This window comes from Acidithiobacillus thiooxidans ATCC 19377 (assembly GCF_009662475.1).
In the GTDB taxonomy this organism is placed as follows: Bacteria; Pseudomonadota; Gammaproteobacteria; order Acidithiobacillales; family Acidithiobacillaceae; genus Acidithiobacillus; species Acidithiobacillus thiooxidans.
In genome coordinates this window covers 1,638,574-1,659,178 of sequence record NZ_CP045571.1, presented here as the reverse complement: position 1 = coordinate 1,659,178, position 20,605 = coordinate 1,638,574, and the positions used below count along the sequence as shown (strand labels likewise).

Here is a 20,605-nt window from a genome sequence, read left to right as displayed (position 1 = left end):
TCATGGGTAATCGGTAACTATAAAACGTGTTTACGTTTTTGTTGTATACTGAACGGTAAAGTTAGCCAATTATGTTTGGCTTGGTATGTTTTATCCAGGCGATCCACTTGGTAGCCCTGAGATATTACTCTGCCCGAAGTTGTAGTAGCCGCTACTGTTTTTTGTGCCCTGACTGCCAAGCTGCTCCAGGGTTTCGCCCTTGGCGGCTTCGTCGGGCTTGATAGTGTCTTCGCTATATCCCTGACCAAATCCGCCTTGTACTGTGCCAGGGGATTGCTCAATTTCCTGGGAAGATTGTGGAACATAGTCCCACTGGCCGGTTTGCTGTGTGGGGTTTGTGTCCTGATTGACATAGCCCTCCTGCATCCCGTCAAATGCTTGCGCTGCCGTATAAGCGGCGTTCATTGTGGTGGGCGCGCCGCTGATGCAAGCATGGTTATGCGCGCCGCAGTTTCCGCCGATGAGGTGCTCCTGAATGGTGGTGAAACCGAGTGTGCCTTGGCTAGCGACATCGTAAAGCATGCCGGTGACGAAGCCTGCAGCGGCACCTACGGCTGCAGAAGCGCTAGCCCCTAACCCAGCTAATTCCGGTCCTAATACCCCACTGGTAACCGCCGTAACCGCTGCCATAATCAAATCAAAAACAATCCCATTGATACCCGTCTTGCTGGTGGAGTGAAAGAACGATTGGAAAGCGCCAACGGGTAGGGTGGAGCCTTGACCAGCAGGGACATACACGTAACCGCCGCTGACACCCAACTGACCGACATAGCCATCATTCATTTGTGCCACGGCACTCGTGACCTGTCCGACATTATGGGCGTCATCCTGCGCCCCGACTTCCAGCGAAGCCACGGCGGCCTGCGGGGATCCTTCCAGCGTGCTCGGCACCGGCAGGAGATAACCGGCCTGTTCGCCTGGCGCCGCGCCTTCCGGTAAAACCGCTGTCCATACCGGCTTCGTATGGGCCGTTTCCTTGTGGGTGACGGTGCTGGTGAAAAAGTCGCTGGAGGAGGATGTGCTCATGTGGGAGGTGGTATCCGCCGCCGCAATCCAGCCGATGCCGCTTTGGGCATGCTGCATGACCAGGCCGACCGCCGTGTTGAAAGCGGCGGGGGTGATGGACACAAAGGAACCGGCATTCGGGCCAGCGCCATTTCCATTCTGCCCGGGAATGAACTGCCAGAAAGGATTCGTTCCCTCAAAATCCGCCTTGTAGATATTGCCCATGGCCGGTGTGAATTGCGCCATTTCAATGAGGCCCTGGCCACTCGGTAAGCGAATGAGGCGTACCACAAAGATGGTGCCGGTATAGCTCTGCGGGTCATAATTGGCGAACACGACCGGGCTGTTCCAGCTCATGTCAAAGGCATCCCCGCCTTTCTGTAACATAGCGACCTGTTTAGCGCTCAGTTTAATCAGGGCCACGGCGCCGCCGAGATTGTTATTGACGTAGATCTTGTCGGCATCCAGGGATTTATACAATTCATGGACGGGTTCGGAGAGCTTGAATGAACCATTATTAACCGTCTGCCAATTCATGCCCGCAGAGGTTATGCCCACAGAGGCGGCATAGGCCTGTTCCATGGGTAACAGCGCGCCCATACCGATGAGAATGGCGCTGGCAATGGCGGTGCGGAGCTTGTTTTTGCGGTGATGGTAGAGCATGGCGGGCATCCTTTGTGAAAGCGTATTTAGAAAGGCTACCGGAATGCAAAGGGCATCAGGCAATAATTAACGGGCTTTTTTCGCGTTTTTTCAAGATTTGCCAGGTTTGTGCGTCTGAATAAGATCGCTTTCTTGGGATCAAATTGATCCCGGTGGTGTTGGTGCCTGATGATTTTCGCGCGGTTCATTGCATTGAGCGATTCGGTGCTTTGTTGATACACTTTGTGCAAAGCATTTCAAAAAAATAGAAACAGGTTGATTAAAAACTAAAAAGGAGAAAAATTTGATGGATACTATGCATAAATTCGACATCGCAGGCCAAGATCTGTCAGTGATGTCGGATCATGCTGGATTGATAAGGCTTCTAACAACGCCTCCTGGTTGGGGAGTATCGGTGCATGATATTGCAACACAGCCGGGAAAGCGTATGGATGCAGAGCACTATGATCCTGTGGTGATGGGAAACAATATGCGGTTGAAAGCCCTTGGCGTTACGCTCGTACCACTCTCCGACCTGGCCGATGTTCATCTACCCGGCATTTTCACACGCATATGGGCGCAAGATACTGAGTATGGGGTGCCGTACATCAATGCCACGGATCTGATGAGTTATTTTGTTTTCGGTGTACCGGCCCAAGAGCGCTATCTTTCGCGGGCATCCAATGTGAAAATGAATTCACTCATTATCAGAAAGGAAATGATTCTGATCACATGCTCAGGCACCATTGGCAGAGTGTTTGATGTGCCAACCGCCTTGGATGGTTGGGCTGGTACGCATGATATGGTGCGCATTATACCACACCAACCTGAACTAAAGGGCTTTTTGCGCGCGTATCTTGCTTCAGATTTTGCGCAAGTGCAGATATTGAGTCATACCCATGGTGGTCAAATCGACCACGTTACTGGTGACCAAGTGGCATCCTGTCTTGTGCCACAGTTCGATGCAGAGAGCATTTTGCGAATCTCGAAATTGGCAGACCAAGCTGATCAAATGCGCAGCGGCAGTGTGTTGTTTATGAATGATGCCTTGTCTGAGTTATCGGAGATAATTGATCATGGTGGTTGAAAAACATCCGCTTCTACACCCTGAAGGACGCGATTTTTCGCGTAAGTTGGAAAAAATTGTACCGTTAATTCCGCCAGGGAAAATCTTGTGTTTTATTACGGGCGTTTTAAGGCCAGATACACCCGAAGAAAATGTACGCCAGAGATGGGCGCGGGCGTTGGTTGATGACTATGGATATCCTAAATCTGATATCGGTGTGGAAACCCGCATCAAGATGGGTAGGGCTACCAAGTCCTGCGATCTTACAGTCTATCGGCGGGGGAAAGACCATAAACAGGAAAATATTGCAATATGCATTGAAGTAAAAAGAGACGACGTTAAACCGTCTGATGCCAAAGACGGTGATGGCCAGCTTATTAGTTACTTAGCGGCTTGCCCAGCAAAATTTGGTCTTTGGGTTGGCCAAGAAATGAGAGGATATCAGAAAAATGAGGACGCATCCGTTGAACGGGTGGCTGATATTCCTAGAGCCGGTGATGACGCACCACGTAGGCCACTTCGTGCAGATTTGCGGGTTGTGCATGAGCTCACGTCCGTGTTTAGGCGGTGTCACAACTATATTCACACAAATACTGGCTTGCAAAAAGCAGAGGCATTTCACGAAATGCTAAAGCTCATTTTTTGTAAGAGCTATGACGAACAAGATGGCGGACTCGAATTAGACTTCTCGGTATCTCCTGCAGAGCAGAAATCAATAGGCGGTCAGCGTAAATTGGTAGAGGATCGTCTGAAACCGTTATTTGAACAGGTAAAGAAAGCTTATCCGTTTATTTTTCTAGAAGACGAAACTATCAAGTTAGAGCCGTCTGTTGCAGCCTATGTGGTAGGAGAGTTGCAATTCATATCGATACTAAATAGTGCAACTGACGTAAAAGGAGAGGCTTACGAAACGCTGGTTGGCGCAAACTTACGCGGTGACAGGGGAGAATATTTCACGCCAAGAAATGTCTGCGATATGACGGTACAGATGATTATGAAGCACTTTAAGGATACTGCATTGAGTACCATCAAGGTGATGGATTGTTGCTGCGGAACAGGTGGGTTTCTCGTTTCCTGGATCGATAACTTGCGCAGTAAACTGACTGAACAGGAGTGTGCACGCGGAAATTCTGAACCTGCGGCCCGGGTACGTGAACGCATTAAACAGATCTGCGGACAGAACTTATACGGATTGGACATTAATCCGTTTCTAGTGCGAACAGCTCAGATGAACCTAGTTATGCATGGTGACGGATCGACGAACGTCTACCGTGCGAATACGCTGTTGAGGCCAGGTGAGTGGCCCGAAAAGGCTAGGCAAAACGTACCTTTTGGCTCTATGGATGTGGTGATTACTAATCCTCCATTTGGTGATGAGGTAAAAGTGGATGATGCGCATGTTCTTTCTCAATATCAAATCGCTGAATGGGGATCCGAAAGTAGACGTTCTATGATGCCTGCGGAACAGATATTTGTAGAAACGGGCATGAATTTTCTGAAGCCTGGTGGTTTGTTAGGTATTGTGATTCCCGATAGCATATTAAACAATCCTGGGTTACTTTTTCTTCGGGGATGGTTGCTTCGTCGATCAAATATTGTGGCTTCTATAGCGCTTCCGAAAGAGACATTTGGCCGCAATAAAGGAGTTAACAATCCAAGCGTACTTATTGTGCAAAAGTTTTCCCATCAGGAATATTTAGATGCTGAAAAAAACATCATTGACACGCGTCGAGAGGTGTTTATGTGTGCTCCCGCTACATCAGGTATCGACAAAAGAGGAAACACTATTTTTCTGCGTCATCCAAATGGTGAGTATATTCTTGATCAAGATGGTGCACGTGTTCCTGATGACCAGATATCGATGGTTCCCGCAGCTTACCAAAACTGGTTAATGTCGAACGAGTCCATCATTCGTCCTGATTGTGGATGATGCTTTGGAGAAAGAGGATATGACATCGCCAGAAATTATGAACATTTTTGAAAAAACAGGTCTACACGAAGAAGAGTTACAGTCTGCGATGCGGATTTTTAAAGACGTTTTGAATCAACGTGGAATTCGTTCTTATCAGCTGAATATCACTTCGTCAGATGACGATGAGCTACCGCCACTGGTTTATGACATGATTTGTTCTGCGGACGTGAGTGTTGTGCGGGATGCGCAGAAAGCATGTCTACAAGCGCTTGCTCGCGGAGCTTCTGATGCTGTGCTGGGTACAATAATGTTTCGGGTTTCACCGATCGGTTAAAAAAATTATGGCGGTTCACGAGGATTTTTCATCGCTTGGCTAAGCTGTACTTGATTTTTAACCGATATGCATTTCTCTTAGGGGTGAAAACATGGACCATAGACGACTCATGGAAGCGTTAGAAACCAGCATTAAAGCCTCTGAACCATCCTGCGAAGCACTACGTTTGGCTGTATTGTCCATCGCCAAAGAACTCACGCAACGCGATTCACTGTTAAACCAAAAGAGAGAGAGGGCTCTGAAGCAATTGAAGCTTGGGGCCTGGGTTTGCAAGACAAGAGGACGTCACCAGTTTCTTGGTCCTGGCTCAGGATGGCGTTCTCCAGCATAGTGATTCCTAATGGATAGGTTTGGCGATGCGCAGATCAAGGACATGTCAGGCTGTCATGCTTCCTTCTGCGGTTAATTTCGATGACATTTTGATGACCAATTTTTTTGAGGAAACACGCTGAATACGGGGCGTTGTGAGGTGCGGGATCAAATTGATCCCGGCCTTAGGGTTTGCAGGTAGCGCTGTTTTCTCTTGAGTCGAGTGCCAGATTTATCTTCACGAGCTTGCTCTGCTTCTCGAGCATCCGGATATCCCGCAAAAAAACAGACACTGGGTAGGCCATCAATTCTTGCCGTTTTTGGTTCCATCCGCCGAAGGCAGTGAGTACGCCGTGAAATACGACCGGCACAAAGTAGAGGCAAAACGCCAAAAATAAGGTCTCCCCAAATCGAGAAGCGGTGTGTGCAACATATAATGAAGAGAGCGCAATGGCGGCATAGGCATACAAAAACGGCTTTCCAACCTCAAAGGCGGCATAGTCCGGGTGGATGGGGAAGGCCCAGGTAGTTGGCGTATCGGATGCGTTGGGATATTGGTTCCGTAATCCATCGGCCACGTCCGCCGCTCGGTCCAGATTGCCAAAGATCCTGCGGACAGCCCCGAGTCGCCGCTGGCTGATGGTTTTCTGCCATTTCCCAAAAACCATCACGCCAATAGGCAGAAAGACGCCGATAAGCATGCCCAATGCCATCATATCGAGCCAATACGGCGAGAGAGCGGCTGGCGCGAAGTAGAGTGAACAGAGCCCATTGGCCAGAAATATGAAAGCCGCCAAACAACCGAGTATCCCGAAGCCCGCCAGTAGGCGGTTCACCCATGGCAAATAGATTCCCGAGCCATACACTTCAGCCAGGTAGCGCAAAGCACGCTCTTCGGCACTGTCCGGACGCCTTACCACGCCCATGCTGAACCAGTAACGCGCAGCACGAAAAAAATCCATGGTCTTTCGCTTCCTGAACATGGACAGGTAAACCGCGTACATCAATACAATGAATACAAAAAATCCAACCTTGTCCATCCGCCAACCCCAATGAATTCGTGGATAGGCCTACTGTATCTGGGGAAGCGCGTTTTTTGGTCGTCATAAAGTGGGGCAATTGGGCTTTATTCCAATCGCCGGCGGGATCAATTTGATCTCTTGATCGTTTTTCGAGAGACCTAACCGAATGCGGGGTGTCCGGTTACAGCGTCGGTCACAGATCGAAAAACGCTCAAAATCCCCCGGTTATGCACCACCAAAATCGGTCTTTTCCGCGTAGTACTCTGTATTAGGTGTAGCGCTTGGAGGAGAGGACATGAGGATGGAAACGGAAAATCATCGCCTATTTCCCATCGCGACCAGTCCGGATGTCTGGATGTACGCGACGGAAGCAGCCCTGCGTGGGCTGTTGGCGGGCATTGCCTGGATTTCTTTGATCTACTGCTATCGGTATGGATTCCATCATCAGTCCAGCTTTCAGGGGCCGTTGGCGATACTGATTGCCAGTTTGACCAATTTGCCTTTTGCTGTGTACCAGACGGGGAAGGGAATATATTTGATTTTTCGGTCACTACAGACCGTTTTGCGGAGCCAAACCTGTTCGGCCCAGGGGCGCCTCAGCGCTTTGCAGGCCGCGCCGCAATGGTTTTTGGCGGATGCAGACTGGATGGAACATTTCTCCGGCCAGGTGAGTGTGGTCACCCAAATTGATGGTTCTCTGGTCAACATCTATGAGGGGCAGACGGCCAGGGCCCCGTCAAGCTCGTCAGATATAGTGGCAGAGGCTTCCTGCCACTGACTTTAGTGGTGGCTTGAGGGAATCGTGTTGGTGGAAATGCGGCATTTTCAGGCGATTTTGGGTGCAGAATCGTGAATGGGGTGGCTGGCGGACGCAGCTCGCCCTCCGGAGCTATTCTCGGATAGGTAAACCCCGTGGTGGCGCCTCAGTATCCGAGTTGGCGGAGCGTTTTGTGCGCGCTGGCGGCGAAATCCCGACACGCTTTGGCGATATTCTTGACGCCAGTGAGACGCATAATGCTCATGGCCAGTTCGCGCAAGGTCGCCATCATATGGGGACCGTTCTGGGTACGGACTTGGGAGAGGTCCTCGTGGAAAGTCACATCGCGGACATGATGGTTCCGGTTTTCAATTTCCCAGTGACCACGGGCCAAGCCCAACAGATTTTCGGGCGTGGCACGATCCGGGGTCAGGCTGGTGAGTCCGAAGGCATAATCATCCCGAATCGTGCCCTCTTTGCTGTTGATAGTGGAGCGTTGGATCAGGAAAGCTTGTCCGACATGCGGAAAATGGAGGCCGGTTGCCCGGGTGGCGACAATGATTTTGCGGTATTCAAAGCGGCCATGCCCGACCTCTGTGGTTTCAGCGTTGAGGGGGAAAATCGCCCCAAGGGAGGCACGTCAGACGGTCGCGGAGTTTTCGTTGATTGCCTTTGACGGCGGTGAAGAGATAATCGGCTTTCTTGTCTTCGACGAGGAAGCGGGCGGTCTCCCGCTGGGTATGCAGGGCATCGGCGGTGACGACCTTGCCCGCGATGTTGACGTCCTGGAGCAGGTTGCGCAGTTCTGGAATTTCGTTGGTTTTCCGGGCGATTTGTTTTTGCGCGATGGGGACCCCCTGTCCATGCAGGAACGCGCTGAGCAGATGTACCTGAGCGCCCTCTGCGCGTACGGCCCCTTTGAGGACTTTGCCATCGACGGCCACCGCTTCAAAGCCCGCCGTACCCAGTAGCCAGGCGCCGATCGCCGCATCCAGCGCCTCCACATCGGCCCCTTGCAAGACGCGCCGGATGGTCGGTTCGGAGGGGGCGACGTAGCGTTTGGTTTTGGGATCGAATCGGGCGCGGATGCGCTTCAGTTGGGCCTGGGTCAGCCGACCGGCCCACTCGGCGATGGCGGCATAACTTTCGGCCTGCGTCAGGACGGCGGCCACGGCCACCGTCAGGATGGCCGGGAGGGGATGCTGCTTGCCCAGTTTGCTGCGGGTATCGGGAAGGCGGAAAAAGATTTGGCGCAAGCCTTCCATTTGCGCGTCGCTCAACGTCACGGTTTGCATGGGGGTATGGGTCCATTCGAGTTGGGGCTGCGGCTGGGCCAACCAGGCCCGCGCCTGTGGATGGAGAGGAAAGAGCAGAAGACGTTTGGGTTGGCCGTGGTGGACATAGCCACCACCGGGACGGCGGGCGAAGCCCTTGGTTCCGCCGACATCCACCCAGTTGGCGGCCCGGTAGCAGGCACCGGTAAAACGGGGGGATTCCACAAAGGTCTCGGCCAGCACGATGGGATGCCCATAGACGGATTGCCAGTCCGCAGAGAGCCTGTGCAGGTTCAGCGCCAGAATACGGGACGCCAGATTCGGGAAGGATTCTCCGGACAGGATCAGAAAACGGGCATTATTGGCGATGAGATGCAAGCGCTGGCGGCGCAAGATCCAGGACCAGCCGATCCACCGATCCCGCGCCTGGCATTGAAAAGCGGCGGCATGCCAGCCCAGTAACGCCACCCAGCGACCATCGAGCGTAGCCACATAGCGCAGGTTACGGCCCGCCAAGGTGCGAAAGCCCCGGTAGTGATACGTTTGCATCAGCGTATTCCAGCGTTCCCGCTCCGTGGGCAGGATGGGTCGCACCTGAACACGGTGCAGGCTGGCTTGCTGCTTTTCGGTGAGAGTTGGGACTTCCATGCGGCAAAAGTTACCGCATTCATCCTGAGAAGTCCAGAAAAACCCTTTGTGCTACTTCATCAGTAGCTTAGATGGAAGGTTGACAGGGCCCTGAACTGCTTCCCGTGCGTGTTAATCAAAGTCATTTGTTAGCCATCTGTCAGCACGGTAAATTTGTTCTCAGCCAGCCCCGGGTATTGCAGGTGCTGAGTTTTTTGTCATGCGCAGATAATCGAAGACGAGACGGGTGCGGAAGCAGAGGGTGCGCATCATTTCTGCGATAGACTGAGAGGGTTTCTGGAAGGATTTTAGGATGCCGATGGCGAAGCGGCGCAGCCGAGTGAGATTTTCCGGGCCGAAGCCGGTGCGGACACGACTGCGGTCCTCGTTGAAGTTCCAGTCAATGAGATAATGCACGCTCTCTATGGCCCAGTGTCCACGGTTCACTTCCAGCAGACGCTGCGGTGAAGCCTCCTGCGGAGTACGACTGGTGATCCCCAATGCCACTTCCAGAGAGCGCTTGCCGGTTTTCTTCTGGATACATTCCCGCTCTATCCGGAAAGTCTGGCCGACATGGGGGAAGTCGACGTAGTCATTGAGGGTTGTACTGCACCAGATCCGGCGGGTTTCAATGCGACCGTGATCGGCTGGCGAGACCTCCACGAAGTCAGGGGCCCCACAATGGGCAAACTGTGCCGCGATATCCTGTTCCAGGGTCGGCTGATTTCCCTTCACGGTAAAGTGGTAATGGGCCTGCTGTTCTATCAGGTAGGTAGCCAGCGCCCGTTGGGTCAGCAGGGCATCTGCCGTCACATCTTTGCCCGCGATATCGCAGTCTTCCAGTACGGGAATCGCCATCCCGATCTCATTGGTGCGTTTGACCGCATCGCTATGGGCTACGGGTAAGGTGCCTACTTTTTTTGAGCGTAACAGGTGCGCGACGTATGGCCCACCGCACTGAGGATATGGGTCTGGGCACCGTTGGCGTCGACGGCGTTTTTCATGGTTTTGCCATCCATGGCCAAGGCGCTGTCCGCCGTCTGTCCCCAAGACTGATTCCAGAGACTGAGTGCCCGATCCAAGGTTCCCGGTTCCACCCGCACCAGGCAATCGCGGATCACAAATTCACTGGGAACGACATAACGTTTGTTCTCGCGCCGGCAGCCGAAACGCTCTCGGGCGGCTTGCCCCAGTCCTTGGGCCCAGTCCGCCATGGACTTGTAACCGGACATGCCGCAGAGCGTGGCTCCCGCCGCGATCCCCAGCACGACCGATAAACGATGCCGTCTCCCTTGTGGCCGACGGGGGTCTTTGATATCCGAGAAGCAGAGCGGTAACGCGCGCATTTCTTCAGCATTGAGCATGCGATTGGGGTCTCCAGTGAGTTGCAGGTGGGTGTAGTCCGGATGGGTCAGGCGGGCTTGAGGGTCGCGTACCAGGGGCCGGATAAAGACCCATTTGGGGGACACAGCAGTGGCGCTGTAGCCGCTTGGGGTGCGTCGATAGCCTTGGGTCAATCCTAACTCTATCCAGTTGGCGGCGCGATACACGCCTCCGTAAAAGCGCTCTGGATCAACGAAGGTTTCCAGGAGGAACAAGGGATGTCTGAAGCGGGCCTGCCAATCACCCGCAATACGCCGCTCGAGCAGCGACAGTACGCGCGATCCGACATTGGGGCGATGCCAGTCCGGCAAAATCAGAAAGCGACTGTTATTGGCGATGAGCCGGAGGCGCCCATACTGGGAACGAAAGTCCCAGCCAATCCAGCGATCGCGCACACCGCATTTTAGTGCGGCCCCGGACATGCTGATCTGCGCCACCCACTGATCCTGCCACATGGCGACGTACAACAGCGTCTCGCCGATCTTGGGCAACGCACCCAGATAATGATGCTCCGTCATCAGGGCCTGATAGCGCGCTTCCTCGCCGCGTTCGATCGGGCGAACCCGGATATCTGCGAGTATTTGATTGAAGGATTTTGTCGATTCCATACCGCCCGTTATACCGAAAATCCGGGCCGGAGTCCAGTATCGCGGGTTACGGGCTTGGTTTATATCCAGGTTTTAGGGAGGACAAATCTACCGTGCATCTGTCAGCAGTAGGCTTTGCCCCATATTGCAGAATATGAAATATTGGCTCATTGAATGTTTTGTGTGTTAAAAAATGCTGATGTTTTCAAGAAGGTGGCCAATCCAGACGGCATCTTATTTCTGCTGAATATCGGACAATCACCACCGCTCTTCGACCCCTATAAATCACAAGATAGTGAGGCTAATGGTCAGAAACTTAAAATTTACATTTTCTCATTGGATCCTGTCAATGGACTGTATTATGTAACCTTAAGTGGCGATAATGGTGCCGGATAACCCGTGCAAAATAATTATAACATGCTGATTAATATTTATTAATGTATATTGAAGCAGATCAATGCTGACTATAGTATATGCCCTCCGAAGCTCCTGTTTTTCTGGGATGACAAAACCTCGACTTATTTTTTCGTGGACATTCCACAATATCCCGCGAATGTGTGGGCTTTCCGTTATTTTTCTGATGTGATTCGTCGTCTATATGCGGATTAGACGCTTGGGTGCGTCTGGTTTTTTCTGATAGAACGCATACTACAGGTCGCGCCATGGGCAGGATACGACGAGATGCGGCCGGCGTTTGCAGCGGCCTGGATGCTGGAAAATTTTGGGAGATTCCCGGACTAGGCTGGGCGGACTCTTCGCTTATCCTTACTGCGGGACAAAAATGTTCCCCGAGAGGAATGGTTGATTGACTTTAAATGTACGCCTATTGATAATTTCGCGATGATACGCAGAAGAATGCATAGTGGATCAAGGGTAAAGGTTCGCAAGGCGGCGCCTGATGAAATCCTCGGCGTTTTTGCAAAAGAACCTGGTTATGTGGGCAATCCTGTGCATAAGCGTTATCCAGAGGATGACAACCTGAAACCACCGGTGTGTCCTCGCCAGGATAAAACGCTTTGCGATTTGGATCCACGAGACCCGATAAAGAGCACCAGGAGGCTACCCAAAACAGCAGCTTTGCGGCTTTTCAAGGATGGCGTTCGGAGGGGCTTGTACAGCGATACATCAGAAAATGGATTCCCCAGAAGAATTTGGGCCGTGGATGGAGAAGGCATAGTGTTTGAGGCAAAACTGGATAACCCAGATCAGGGTACTTATCACGGTTATCCCCTCGCCTCGAAACAGCGGAATTTGATTGACCGTATTAGCTATCTGTGGGGGGACGACGACTAATGGAAGAACTGTTCGGGGTGTCCTGGATAGATGCGCGTGGTCTTGCAGAGTATGAGGGAGGGCCTTGTGAAGCCACATCAGCCGACTTCACCATTCAAGGTAACGGGGTTTGCCTGACCCGTAATGATGTTCTTGAAGCGGACGGTCACTGGCAATTTCGTGAGCATGCTCGACTCTGCCTACACCCTCTTGCCCTTTGGCTCGCCTGGAATTTTTATCGTCTCTCTTACGAGCCTATCCCGGAAACGCGAAGCCGTTCATTACCTCTGGAGTGGGCGTTAGCCCATGACATGGCCAACGTGGGTGATGGGTATATTTGGCCCCCCTTGACGATCTACTCAGATGGCGCGAGGTCTGTTTTTCGACCGGGTATTACGGAAGTAGAAAGTCTTGATCCTGTTCGTTATACGAGTACGGTGCCGCTCGTTTTGCCGGTCACCGACTTGCAAGAAGCCATTTTGCGGTTTTTAAGATTATGCCAATCTCGGCTGAGCGAGCAGGGTATAAGTGACGCCCCTTTCCAACAGGTTTATGCGGAACTACAGGAAGAGCTTCAGGACGATAGAGCACGTCTTTGGAGAAAAACGGAGGCCATGCTGGGGTTTGACCCTGACGGGGCGCCGCAAGGTTTTCAGGATGTATTCCCGGCCCTTATGGATTACCTGGGAGAAGAAAACGTCTCGGAACTCGCAGCGAATGGAGAGCGCACCTTTGTATCCGCAACAGATTTCAAATCCTGGATGCATGCACAGGGCATTGCTAGACAACCGCAAGCACTCGGTCTGGATCCCGTCGATCTGAAAGTGAACAGTCCTGCATGGATGACGGCAATGGAGTCCGCCCAAAGTTTGCGTCGCCATTTGGGGATACAGGGACAGGTTACGGATCGGCGCCTTGCGGAAATTTGCGGAGTGAAACCAGAGGCTATCCTGCATGATGGGTTGCCTGGGTCATTGGACCAATTGACCGTATACAGCGCAGACGAAAAACGCCTTGTCTTAGGTGCAGGTCGGCGGCCAGAGAGTCGTCGCTTTGCACTGGCAAGACTTCTTGGTGAAGAATTATTGGAGAAAAAAGACAAACAGTTTAGTTTGATCACGCGTAGCAAAACGTATCGACAAAAGTTTCAACGGGCCTTTGCTGCGGAATTTCTTTGTCCAAGAGAGGAAGTCCAGAATCGGCTGGACTGTGACAGCGCTGATGAAGAAGTCATCGCTGACATTGCCGAATCTTTTCGTGTATCGACTTACGTTGTCGAGCATGCGCTGGAAAATGGTAGTCGGATAAAGGATCCGTTAGACATCTCGGCTGCATAGGCGGGTCCAAAATGTTCCCGCGATCATTTTCGTTTTTTGGGTTGATTTTCAGCGCTACGGACGGATAACCGCCAATCGTCCGTCCTCAAGTACGTGATTTGCGGTGGAACGATTGCCGGTGTTGTTGAATTTTCTGGCTGGGCGCGCCATCCTTTCTGCGGGTCAAAAATGTTCCCCGCGATCATTTTTAATCCCGGTTAGTTGCTCTCGCAGCGAACGGCCCATCTTAAAATGCTGCGTTATCATGGGTACGGGTATTTTTTAGGAGGAGCATCATGAGTAAAAAGCGTCACTTGGCCAACAAACGGCGCAAGCGTTCGAAAACCGCTACCAGTTGGACCCATCGTATTTTTGTTGCAGCGCGGTTGGCCGACAAAACATCGGGGCAGGATGAGGATGCCCATATAGCCGCTGAAGCACGTTTGTCGGACCTGGTTGCCGATGCCCTGGATGCCGGCGCCGAAAAACAGGTGCTTCGTGCCATTGAGGATCTGGATGAGGCGGGTCTCGAAGAAGCGGCTGGAAACGTGGCTTTTCATGCCGACAATGCGGCGTCCTGCATGCCGGTTATTTTTGAGGGTAAGGACGGTGCGGTTTTTGGGGAAGTCGAGCTTTTGCTGGTGCCGATGTTTTTAATTTCCGAACCGGGACAGCCACTCCCGGACAAGATACCGGGTGCCATGGATGACGCTCAATCCGTGCTCAGTGACTTGGCGGCCAGTTTGCACCAGCATGACCTTATCGGACCGGCAACCTCCGTTTTCCTGTGTCCGTGGCTGTATGCCTATGCGGATTTACCGGACACTCTATCCGGGCAACGTGCGGTGGTGCGGCAAATGGCGGATGGATTTCAGAGCCAGGAAAACCGCATGGTGCGCCCAGCCCATACCTCAGAAACCGTTCTGGGCGAAGACGAAGTGACCACGGCGATACGCTTTGCTATGGTCGGTGTTTTCTCCCCGTTTGGCAGCGATATTCGCGAAAGCCCGTTGCTGAGTGGGTTTTTTGGGGAGGATGATTTTGATGATGACGACAGCGATGCGCTGGTATTGTCGGAAGTCCATCCTTCATTGTTGGCCTGGCAGGAAGAAGTGGAGCACATCCTGACGCAGCATTTGCCCGGGGTGATGGCCGCCCGCATAGGCAAGCCTGACTGGTGGCAGGAAGCGATTCATGCGGGCTTTGACCTGCGCAACATGACCGGGTTGATAATGACCGTCGTGGCAGACCATACGCCAGAGAATATACGGGAGAAATTGTTGGCGACTCAGGCCTCTGTGGGGTGTTATCTGGTGGATGGCGTTTCTGAATTGCGCATTGGCATCGTCCAGGACGGCGAATTTGTGGATGGCTTTGTATGGAATAACCGCCAGGATATCGATATGGAAATACAAACAGTGCGGGATGTTTTGCTGCAAATAGGCGTGCCGCCAGATCAGATCCGCATCTCTGAAATGCTATTGGGTGATGAGCAGTGCTCGGACTGTGGGGAGCCATATTTCCCGAACCTTTTTGAGGAGGATGAGGGCCTGGCGCATACCCACAATGGTTCTGGTGGTCAGCCCTTACACTGAAGGTTTGTTTTGCGCGAGCGAGTCAGGGCAACATGCGGCACCACCAGTAGAGGCTTGTGATTTACAGTCAAAGTACGGCCCTGTACTATCCGTCTATTAGTCAGGCCCTAATGATGGCTATAGTATCTTGAATAAGCGGAGGTTTTGTAATGACACCAGTGCTTGAGGTTGCCAAGTATTTCCTCTCTCTCGATGATGAGGAAGCGGGAGATACCATGTCAAATCTGAAGCTGCAAAAGCTTCTGTATTATGCACAGGGATTCCATCTGGCTGTTTTCGGGGTGCCCTTATTCGAGGATGAAATTGAGGCTTGGACGCATGGACCTGTGGTGCCAAACGTCTATCATGAATTCAAAAACTATGGGGGAAGCGCTATTCCTGGTCAATCAGGATTTGATCCTACTGACTTCTCTGAAGAAACGCGGGACTTTTTGAACGAGGTTTATAATGTCTATGGCCAATTTTCTGCGTGGAAGCTTCGCAATATGACGCACGAGGAGGATCCTTGGAAAAATGCCTATGACTCTACACCTGGGACTACTATCTCCAACGATTCCTTGAAGACATACTTTTCCACACGCATATCGTAACCATGCAAAAACGCATCAAACGCCCTCAGAGTAACGAGGGGGACAGAATCAGAGCGCCAAGATCCTCAAAGGGCTCAAGACAGTCTCTTCATCCCAAATCTTCTTTTGAAAAGATGTCATCATCCCATAGCGTGTTTGAATGCGAGACCGAAGAGAAGGCAGCACTTGCGGATACGCTTTATAAGCTTGGACAAATGACATGGGCACAAATAATGCAGACAGATCGGCATAAATCCGGGTGCGAAACAATCAGCTTAGAGGAAATCAAGGCGCCCGGAAAAGACGCAATCACGCCTGACAGTAAGGTATTGGCTTTCCGTTTTTCCGGAATGAAACCAATGATTGGTTACCGGCTTGATGAAACATTCTATGTTGTGTGGCTTGACCGTGCGTTTAAAATCTATGGTCACTCATAACCGGATCTTCCTGTTGATAAAGCCGATGCCTGGCACGTACGCACAATGATTCTGGTGGCCACATCCTGCATTAGGGCTGGTTGACAAAAAAAAGGGTTTAATCGGATTTGGTTGCTCGGCAGCTTTGGCAACCAAAAGGCTCAGAAAAAAAGCCGATGAATGGTCATCGGCTTGGCTTGTTTCTTGTCTCAGATTATTTTACCAAACCCAGCGATTGGTAGATATTTGACTTCCTCCTCGTCCTGAAGGACGAGGATTCCTTCCTGCCAGCAGCGGCCCTACCTCAGCCGCTTCTCTCCGCTACTTTGGAGAACAGGCTACCCCGGCGTGCCCCGCCGTTGACTGCAACCCTCTTGCGAGGATGTTCTGTGCCGCATTCACGTCGGCATGTGCTTCATGCCCACAGTGCAGGCAATGGAATACCGCCTGATGGGGGCGATTCCCGGCATCCACCACCCCGCAAACCGAACAGGTTTGCGAGGTGTAAGCCGGATTCACCAAAAATAGCATGCCACCGGCCCATTGGAGCTTGTAGTCCAGTATCCGTTTGAGTAGGCCCCATCCCTGATCAAGGATGGATTTGTTCAATCCTGATTTCTGCCGGATATTGCGTCCGGGTTTATCCACGGTACCCTTTGCGGATGCCGTCATGTTCCGCACTTTCAGGTCTTCCAGCACCACGACCGCGTGGTTTTTGCTGATGGTGGTGCTGACCTGATGGAGCACGTTTTTCCGTATTTCCGCGATACGCTGGTGCAAGCGCGTGATTTTGGCCTTCTGTTTCTTCCAGTTGGCCGAAAACTTCACTTTGTGCGCGAGCTTTCTTTGCTCCCGCGCTAGTTTCTTCTCCAAATCCCGATAGGCGGTTACTGGCAGAAACATGGTGCCATCGGACAATGTAAGCAGGTTTGCTACTCCCCGGTCGCCACCGACCGCTGTAGTGGAGGGATGCACGGGGTCCGGCACTTCTTTTTCGGTCTGTATGGCGACATACCAGTGACCACCAGCCCTGCTGACGGTGACATTGCGGATTTCGCCGCCAATGATGCAGGATTTGCGAAATTTCACCCAGCCAATACGCGGCAGGAAGATTTTGGGGAGCACCTTGCGGCCATCCCGATCAACGGGATTCAGATCAAAGTGAATATGGCCCGGTTCCGGGTAGCGCATGCTGTCGTGGACGAACTTCTTTTTGAAATTTGGGAAGTTTTTAGCTGAGTTCTTATTGAATGCCTCTTTCAACGCCTGCGTCAGATATCTGAGCGTCTGCTGTTGCGGCATCGACGGGGATTCTGCGAGAAACCCAAAGGCTTCCGAATTGCGCCAAGACGTGAGTAGTTCGCACAGGCCGGCATAATTCAGGGTGCCGCAATGATGATCGAGATAGCTCTTCTGCACGGCCAGCGCCCGGTTCCAGACGAAGCGCACGCAGCCGACCGCACGGGCCATAAGATTTTCCTGCTCCGGAGTGGTTTCGAGACGGTAGCGCACGGCTTTGCGAATCAGCATGGTGTATAATTATACAGCTTCAGTCATTGGCTGGCAAAATTTATCGCTAGGCAGACGGCTTCGACGGCGTTAAGCCGTCTCGCCGCCGCGCTATCCATCCCCGGCCTGAACGCCGGGGCTTTTCGCGCTTTTTGGTAAATCCAGAATTGCTGGATTTTCAATTTCGCGTTCAGCTTGGTTTCCAGATTTTTAAACCCAGCGTCCATCTTGGTTTCCAAGAGCGTTACGCGTGTGTCAACGGTACCAATTATGGTTTTCACATCGTTGATATCGTCGTGTGTGGCGACACTCTGGTGAAGAGCTACGCCCACCGCTTTAGCAATGGCTTTAGCCTGGGTTTCAGTCACATTTACTTCGGAACGTAAGGTATCCATGCTCTCTGTAGTTTCCTCCGCGCACATCCACGTCCGGGATGGCGCAATGCCAGATGCCCGGTACGGGGGTTGGGAGCGGCGATGGTTCCAGGTAGCCCCTGGTGGCAATCGCAACTGGCTGACAGCTTAAGAAAGAAACGATTTGTAGGCAACATTGCAAAGACTCAGCCGCTGTGTGGTCGATGTTTTCCTTCCAAAGCCTCCAACTTCTGAATGGCGAGATTGGTCCGCTCCCCCACAAAGCGGCCGTCTACCACCCTGGCGAAAAATCCACTTTTTAAATAAACGCGAAATTAGATCGTTTATGACGACAAACGCATCCTGAAAAAATGGCAGTGTATTCTATTCTTAGCCCGAAATTTTTTCAGGAGAGTATTTTATGCCTATTGTCAAAAGCAAACCCGCCCTGACGGGAGATTGCGGGGAGCCTTTGCTCCCCGATACGGTAGACTTACGCAGTCTGTGCTGGATGAAGCTGGACATGTGCCGACTTCAAGGCAGTGACTTTCGCCATTTGGCGGATAATGAAGAGTTTGGTGCAGCCGTGAAGTTATGGATGGCTTCCATGCAACAGGTGCCAGCCGGCAGCTTGCCCAACAATGACCGGATTATTGCTTCTCTGGCAGGCTATGCCAATGTACCGCGCCGCTGGAACAAGGTGCGGGACATGGCCTTGTATGGCTGGATACCCTGCAATAATGATCGCCTGTATCACCCGGTCATTTCGGAAATGGTGCTGGAAGTGCAGGGGAGTAAAGGGGGTGTCCAACATGCCCTCCGGGACGGGAAAGAGGATGCCGCCGCCGAGCGGCGCCGGAAGAATCGTGAACGGGTCAAGCGCTGGCGCAAGGCCCGGGCGGAAGCCGCCGAGCAAGCGACAGCCTCTGGGCAGGCGGCGGGGGTAGATGCCCAATCCAAGCAATCTGTCCCTGCAGTACGGCCCACGGTAACACCTGGAGTAAGGTCAGATGTAATGCGTGTAATGCCTGATGTAACGCCCGATGTAACGCGTTACAGCGTTACAAATGGCGTTACCGTAATGCGTTACAGTAATGCTGTAATATCAGATAAGATACAGATAAAGATAGAGAGAGAGAATATATATAACCAAGCTGTAACGCCTAAAGGCGTTACAGCGTTACAGCGTAATGCCGCTGTAACGCGTGATGTAATGCGTAACGAAGCACCGGATGTAACGCGTTACACCGATACGGCAGATACCCCAAACTTACCAGGGGATGCGGTACAGTCTTCAACAAAGGTGCCTGAAAACAAGCCCTTGCCGCCTGAAACGGATTTGCCTTTCCAGGATGGCTACGCTCAGGATGGTGCCATTACCGACTGTGAACCCGTCTCGGAAATCCCATGGAATGAAACCGAGTCCTGCACGGCATTGATGCCACCCGAATCGGTTTTGGAAAATCATCATGACGCGGTTGGTGAACCATCCGTGCAGGTTGATGAAAAAAACTTTTTTCAAAGTGAAAAATTTTTTGAAAATTCGGCGCGCGAATCTGCGCAAGAAGTCGTGCAGGAAACAGTGCCCGAAAATCTCCCAGAGCCGATGGGTGACACAGGGTTACCATCCAGTGATGTTGAGCCTTCCGACGAACAGGACTCCCTGTGGGATCTTTTTATAAAGGATGGGCAGACTGTTGCGCTCGATGATGGTGCTGTTGCCTTGGCCGGTTCGAGCGACCATGAACCGCTTGAGGGTGCCGCCACTGATTCCATTCCTGCTGCAGAGGATGCGGTAGCCCCGAATGATCCGGTGCCCCCTTTGGATGGTGATGCCCAGGAATCATATGAGGCGCCCTGGGGAAGGGAAGATAATGAAGAGATGTCCCCTGGAGACGAAGAAGCGGCGCGGGCTTTATTCGAGTCCATGAAAAGGGCGGGTCTGTCGATAGACCAGGATGAGGTCGATGACGCCGCTGCTGAAGTACCGGTGGACGTGCAGGACCCCGAAACCGATGCCGCACCCACCCCGAATACTCGCCTGGAGCGTGCTGTGCACGAAGCGCTGGGGGATGGGACGGAGAAAAAAGTCTTGGCGCAGGAGACGGTTCCAGAAGCCTCCACGTCTGGCGAGGCGGCTGCCGATGCCGACCAGTCTGCTTTACCGGCGCGGGCTGCCAAAAATGGCGCTCGTTTTGCGGAGTTCTGGGCAGCCTATCCCAAAAGGGTTGCTAGAAAGGTCTGTGAAAAAAAGTGGAAGGCGCGGAAGCTGGACGAGAAAGCAGATGTGATATTGGCCGATATTGCGGAACGTCTCAAAAAAGATTATCGGTGGTTAGATGGCTATATCCCCAACCCGGAAACCTATCTGAACGGGAACCGATGGGAGGACGATATTCTTCCCGAGTCCGAAAGGCCGGGCCATAAAAATGGCTCTTCAAGTGCCTCAATTGATGCACAGCGTCAGAAAGAAGACGCGGCGTTAAGGCAGATATATGGTAAGGATGCAGATCCCGCGTTCTTGAATGGTCTGAGTAAAGTCAGCAGGCGAAACGCGGTCAACATGGTGGAATGGATGCGATCCAAAGGCGCAAAAACCCCTGTTGATGGCTGATGCGGATTTTTAACATCGACACGCTTTCCCCGGGGTTTTTCCA

At 52.3% G+C, this 20,605-nt stretch carries 18 protein-coding genes; 10 read left to right on the top strand and 8 right to left on the bottom strand.

Annotation, left to right across the window (positions count from 1 at the left end):
• Window positions 1-90: 90 nt before the first annotated feature.
• Entirely contained in the window at window positions 91-1,668 is a 1,578-nt protein-coding gene (locus tag GCD22_RS08745; protein ID WP_153940703.1) for a hypothetical protein, read from the bottom strand.
• Between the two features lie 286 nt (window positions 1,669-1,954).
• Here GCD22_RS08745 and GCD22_RS08740 point away from each other — a divergent pair, with 286 nt between their 5' ends.
• Genes GCD22_RS08740 through GCD22_RS08730 form a run of 3 tightly spaced genes read left to right on the top strand, consistent with a single transcriptional unit; the run spans window position 1,955 to window position 4,959 of the window.
• Window positions 1,955-2,734 (top strand): restriction endonuclease subunit S, encoded by a 780-nt coding sequence (locus GCD22_RS08740; RefSeq protein WP_031573489.1) that lies wholly within the window; start codon window positions 1,955-1,957, stop codon window positions 2,732-2,734.
• Window positions 2,724-4,643 carry a type I restriction-modification system subunit M gene (locus GCD22_RS08735; protein WP_153940702.1) on the top strand — a complete coding sequence of 640 codons (1,920 nt, stop codon included), beginning with the start codon at window positions 2,724-2,726 and terminating at the stop codon, window positions 4,641-4,643. Before GCD22_RS08740 ends, GCD22_RS08735 begins: the two co-directional genes overlap by 11 nt.
• 19 nt (window positions 4,644-4,662) lie before the next feature.
• A complete protein-coding gene (locus GCD22_RS08730) occupies window positions 4,663-4,959 on the top strand; it encodes a hypothetical protein (protein WP_153940701.1) in 297 nt (98 codons plus the stop codon).
• Window positions 4,960-5,453: 494 nt separating this feature from the next.
• Here the strand turns inward: GCD22_RS08730 and GCD22_RS08725 are convergent, their stop codons facing one another.
• On the bottom strand, window positions 5,454-6,230 hold the full coding sequence (locus tag GCD22_RS08725; protein WP_153940700.1) for a hypothetical protein: 777 nt from the start codon (window positions 6,228-6,230) through the stop codon (window positions 5,454-5,456).
• Between the two features lie 361 nt (window positions 6,231-6,591).
• On the opposite strand from GCD22_RS08725, the gene GCD22_RS08720 reads away from it, so the two are divergent.
• On the top strand, window positions 6,592-7,068 hold the full coding sequence (locus GCD22_RS08720) for a hypothetical protein (protein WP_153940699.1): 477 nt from the start codon (window positions 6,592-6,594) through the stop codon (window positions 7,066-7,068).
• A 145-nt stretch (window positions 7,069-7,213) separates the two neighbouring features.
• Here GCD22_RS08720 and GCD22_RS18955 read toward each other — a convergent pair whose 3' ends face one another.
• From GCD22_RS18955 to GCD22_RS18170, 4 genes are all read right to left on the bottom strand, one after another.
• Window positions 7,214-7,606, bottom strand: a complete 393-nt coding sequence (locus GCD22_RS18955) for a hypothetical protein (protein WP_368233151.1) — start codon at window positions 7,604-7,606, stop codon at window positions 7,214-7,216.
• 43 nt (window positions 7,607-7,649) lie between these two features.
• Window positions 7,650-8,969 carry an ISAs1 family transposase gene (locus tag GCD22_RS08710; RefSeq protein ID WP_153940698.1) on the bottom strand — a complete coding sequence of 440 codons (1,320 nt, stop codon included), beginning with the start codon at window positions 8,967-8,969 and terminating at the stop codon, window positions 7,650-7,652.
• Between the two features lie 159 nt (window positions 8,970-9,128).
• Entirely contained in the window at window positions 9,129-9,881 is a 753-nt protein-coding gene (locus tag GCD22_RS18175) for an ISAs1 family transposase (protein ID WP_280527722.1), read from the bottom strand.
• Window positions 9,860-10,939 (bottom strand): Druantia anti-phage system protein DruA, encoded by a 1,080-nt coding sequence (locus GCD22_RS18170; RefSeq protein WP_153940696.1) that lies wholly within the window; start codon window positions 10,937-10,939, stop codon window positions 9,860-9,862. Before GCD22_RS18170 ends, GCD22_RS18175 begins: the two co-directional genes overlap by 22 nt.
• Window positions 10,940-11,719: 780 nt before the next feature.
• Between GCD22_RS18170 and GCD22_RS08695 the strand changes: the two genes are divergently transcribed.
• The 5 genes from GCD22_RS08695 to GCD22_RS08675 all read left to right on the top strand — a co-directional run bounded on the left by GCD22_RS08695 (window position 11,720) and on the right by GCD22_RS08675 (window position 16,107).
• A complete protein-coding gene (locus GCD22_RS08695) occupies window positions 11,720-12,211 on the top strand; it encodes a hypothetical protein (protein WP_153940695.1) in 492 nt (163 codons plus the stop codon).
• Window positions 12,211-13,527, top strand: a complete 1,317-nt coding sequence (locus GCD22_RS08690) for an ImmA/IrrE family metallo-endopeptidase (RefSeq protein ID WP_153940694.1) — start codon at window positions 12,211-12,213, stop codon at window positions 13,525-13,527. Before GCD22_RS08695 ends, GCD22_RS08690 begins: the two co-directional genes overlap by 1 nt.
• A gap of 275 nt (window positions 13,528-13,802) precedes the next feature.
• Complete coding sequence (locus GCD22_RS08685) at window positions 13,803-15,101, top strand: DUF2863 family protein (RefSeq protein WP_153940693.1); 1,299 nt, start codon at window positions 13,803-13,805, stop codon at window positions 15,099-15,101.
• A gap of 149 nt (window positions 15,102-15,250) precedes the next feature.
• Window positions 15,251-15,691 (top strand): Panacea domain-containing protein, encoded by a 441-nt coding sequence (locus tag GCD22_RS08680; protein WP_153940692.1) that lies wholly within the window; start codon window positions 15,251-15,253, stop codon window positions 15,689-15,691.
• A 2-nt stretch (window positions 15,692-15,693) separates the two neighbouring features.
• Window positions 15,694-16,107, top strand: coding sequence for a hypothetical protein (locus GCD22_RS08675; protein WP_153940691.1), 414 nt, complete (start codon window positions 15,694-15,696; stop codon window positions 16,105-16,107).
• Between the two features lie 300 nt (window positions 16,108-16,407).
• Here GCD22_RS08675 and GCD22_RS08670 read toward each other — a convergent pair whose 3' ends face one another.
• A complete protein-coding gene (locus GCD22_RS08670) occupies window positions 16,408-17,616 on the bottom strand; it encodes an RNA-guided endonuclease InsQ/TnpB family protein (RefSeq protein ID WP_153940690.1) in 1,209 nt (402 codons plus the stop codon).
• 23 nt (window positions 17,617-17,639) lie between these two features.
• Window positions 17,640-17,990: a hypothetical protein gene (locus tag GCD22_RS08665; RefSeq protein ID WP_153940689.1), complete on the bottom strand. Its 351-nt coding sequence runs from the start codon at window positions 17,988-17,990 to the stop codon at window positions 17,640-17,642.
• Window positions 17,991-18,369: 379 nt separating this feature from the next.
• Here GCD22_RS08665 and GCD22_RS08660 point away from each other — a divergent pair, with 379 nt between their 5' ends.
• Window positions 18,370-20,562 carry an LvrA C-terminal domain-related protein gene (locus GCD22_RS08660; RefSeq protein ID WP_153940688.1) on the top strand — a complete coding sequence of 731 codons (2,193 nt, stop codon included), beginning with the start codon at window positions 18,370-18,372 and terminating at the stop codon, window positions 20,560-20,562.
• Window positions 20,563-20,605 lie beyond the last annotated feature (43 nt).

What these genes read in the sequence shown, in the direction of transcription:
- GCD22_RS08660 (WP_153940688.1), top strand. Translation starts at nt 18,370, where the DNA reads ATGCCTATTGTCAAAAGCAAACCCGCCCTGACGGGAGATTGCGGGGAG.
- GCD22_RS08690 (WP_153940694.1), top strand. Translation starts at nt 12,211, where the DNA reads ATGGAAGAACTGTTCGGGGTGTCCTGGATAGATGCGCGTGGTCTTGCA.
- GCD22_RS18170 (WP_153940696.1), bottom strand. Translation starts at nt 10,939, where the DNA reads ATGGAATCGACAAAATCCTTCAATCAAATACTCGCAGATATCCGGGTT.
- GCD22_RS08680 (WP_153940692.1), top strand. Translation starts at nt 15,251, where the DNA reads ATGACACCAGTGCTTGAGGTTGCCAAGTATTTCCTCTCTCTCGATGAT.
- GCD22_RS08685 (WP_153940693.1), top strand. Translation starts at nt 13,803, where the DNA reads ATGAGTAAAAAGCGTCACTTGGCCAACAAACGGCGCAAGCGTTCGAAA.
- GCD22_RS08675 (WP_153940691.1), top strand. Translation starts at nt 15,694, where the DNA reads ATGCAAAAACGCATCAAACGCCCTCAGAGTAACGAGGGGGACAGAATC.
- GCD22_RS08720 (WP_153940699.1), top strand. Translation starts at nt 6,592, where the DNA reads ATGGAAACGGAAAATCATCGCCTATTTCCCATCGCGACCAGTCCGGAT.
- GCD22_RS08665 (WP_153940689.1), bottom strand. Translation starts at nt 17,990, where the DNA reads ATGGATACCTTACGTTCCGAAGTAAATGTGACTGAAACCCAGGCTAAA.
- GCD22_RS08735 (WP_153940702.1), top strand. Translation starts at nt 2,724, where the DNA reads ATGGTGGTTGAAAAACATCCGCTTCTACACCCTGAAGGACGCGATTTT.
- GCD22_RS08740 (WP_031573489.1), top strand. Translation starts at nt 1,955, where the DNA reads ATGGATACTATGCATAAATTCGACATCGCAGGCCAAGATCTGTCAGTG.
- GCD22_RS08725 (WP_153940700.1), bottom strand. Translation starts at nt 6,230, where the DNA reads ATGGATTTTTTTCGTGCTGCGCGTTACTGGTTCAGCATGGGCGTGGTA.
- GCD22_RS08710 (WP_153940698.1), bottom strand. Translation starts at nt 8,969, where the DNA reads ATGGAAGTCCCAACTCTCACCGAAAAGCAGCAAGCCAGCCTGCACCGT.
- GCD22_RS08730 (WP_153940701.1), top strand. Translation starts at nt 4,663, where the DNA reads ATGACATCGCCAGAAATTATGAACATTTTTGAAAAAACAGGTCTACAC.
- GCD22_RS08670 (WP_153940690.1), bottom strand. Translation starts at nt 17,616, where the DNA reads ATGCTGATTCGCAAAGCCGTGCGCTACCGTCTCGAAACCACTCCGGAG.
- GCD22_RS08745 (WP_153940703.1), bottom strand. Translation starts at nt 1,668, where the DNA reads ATGCTCTACCATCACCGCAAAAACAAGCTCCGCACCGCCATTGCCAGC.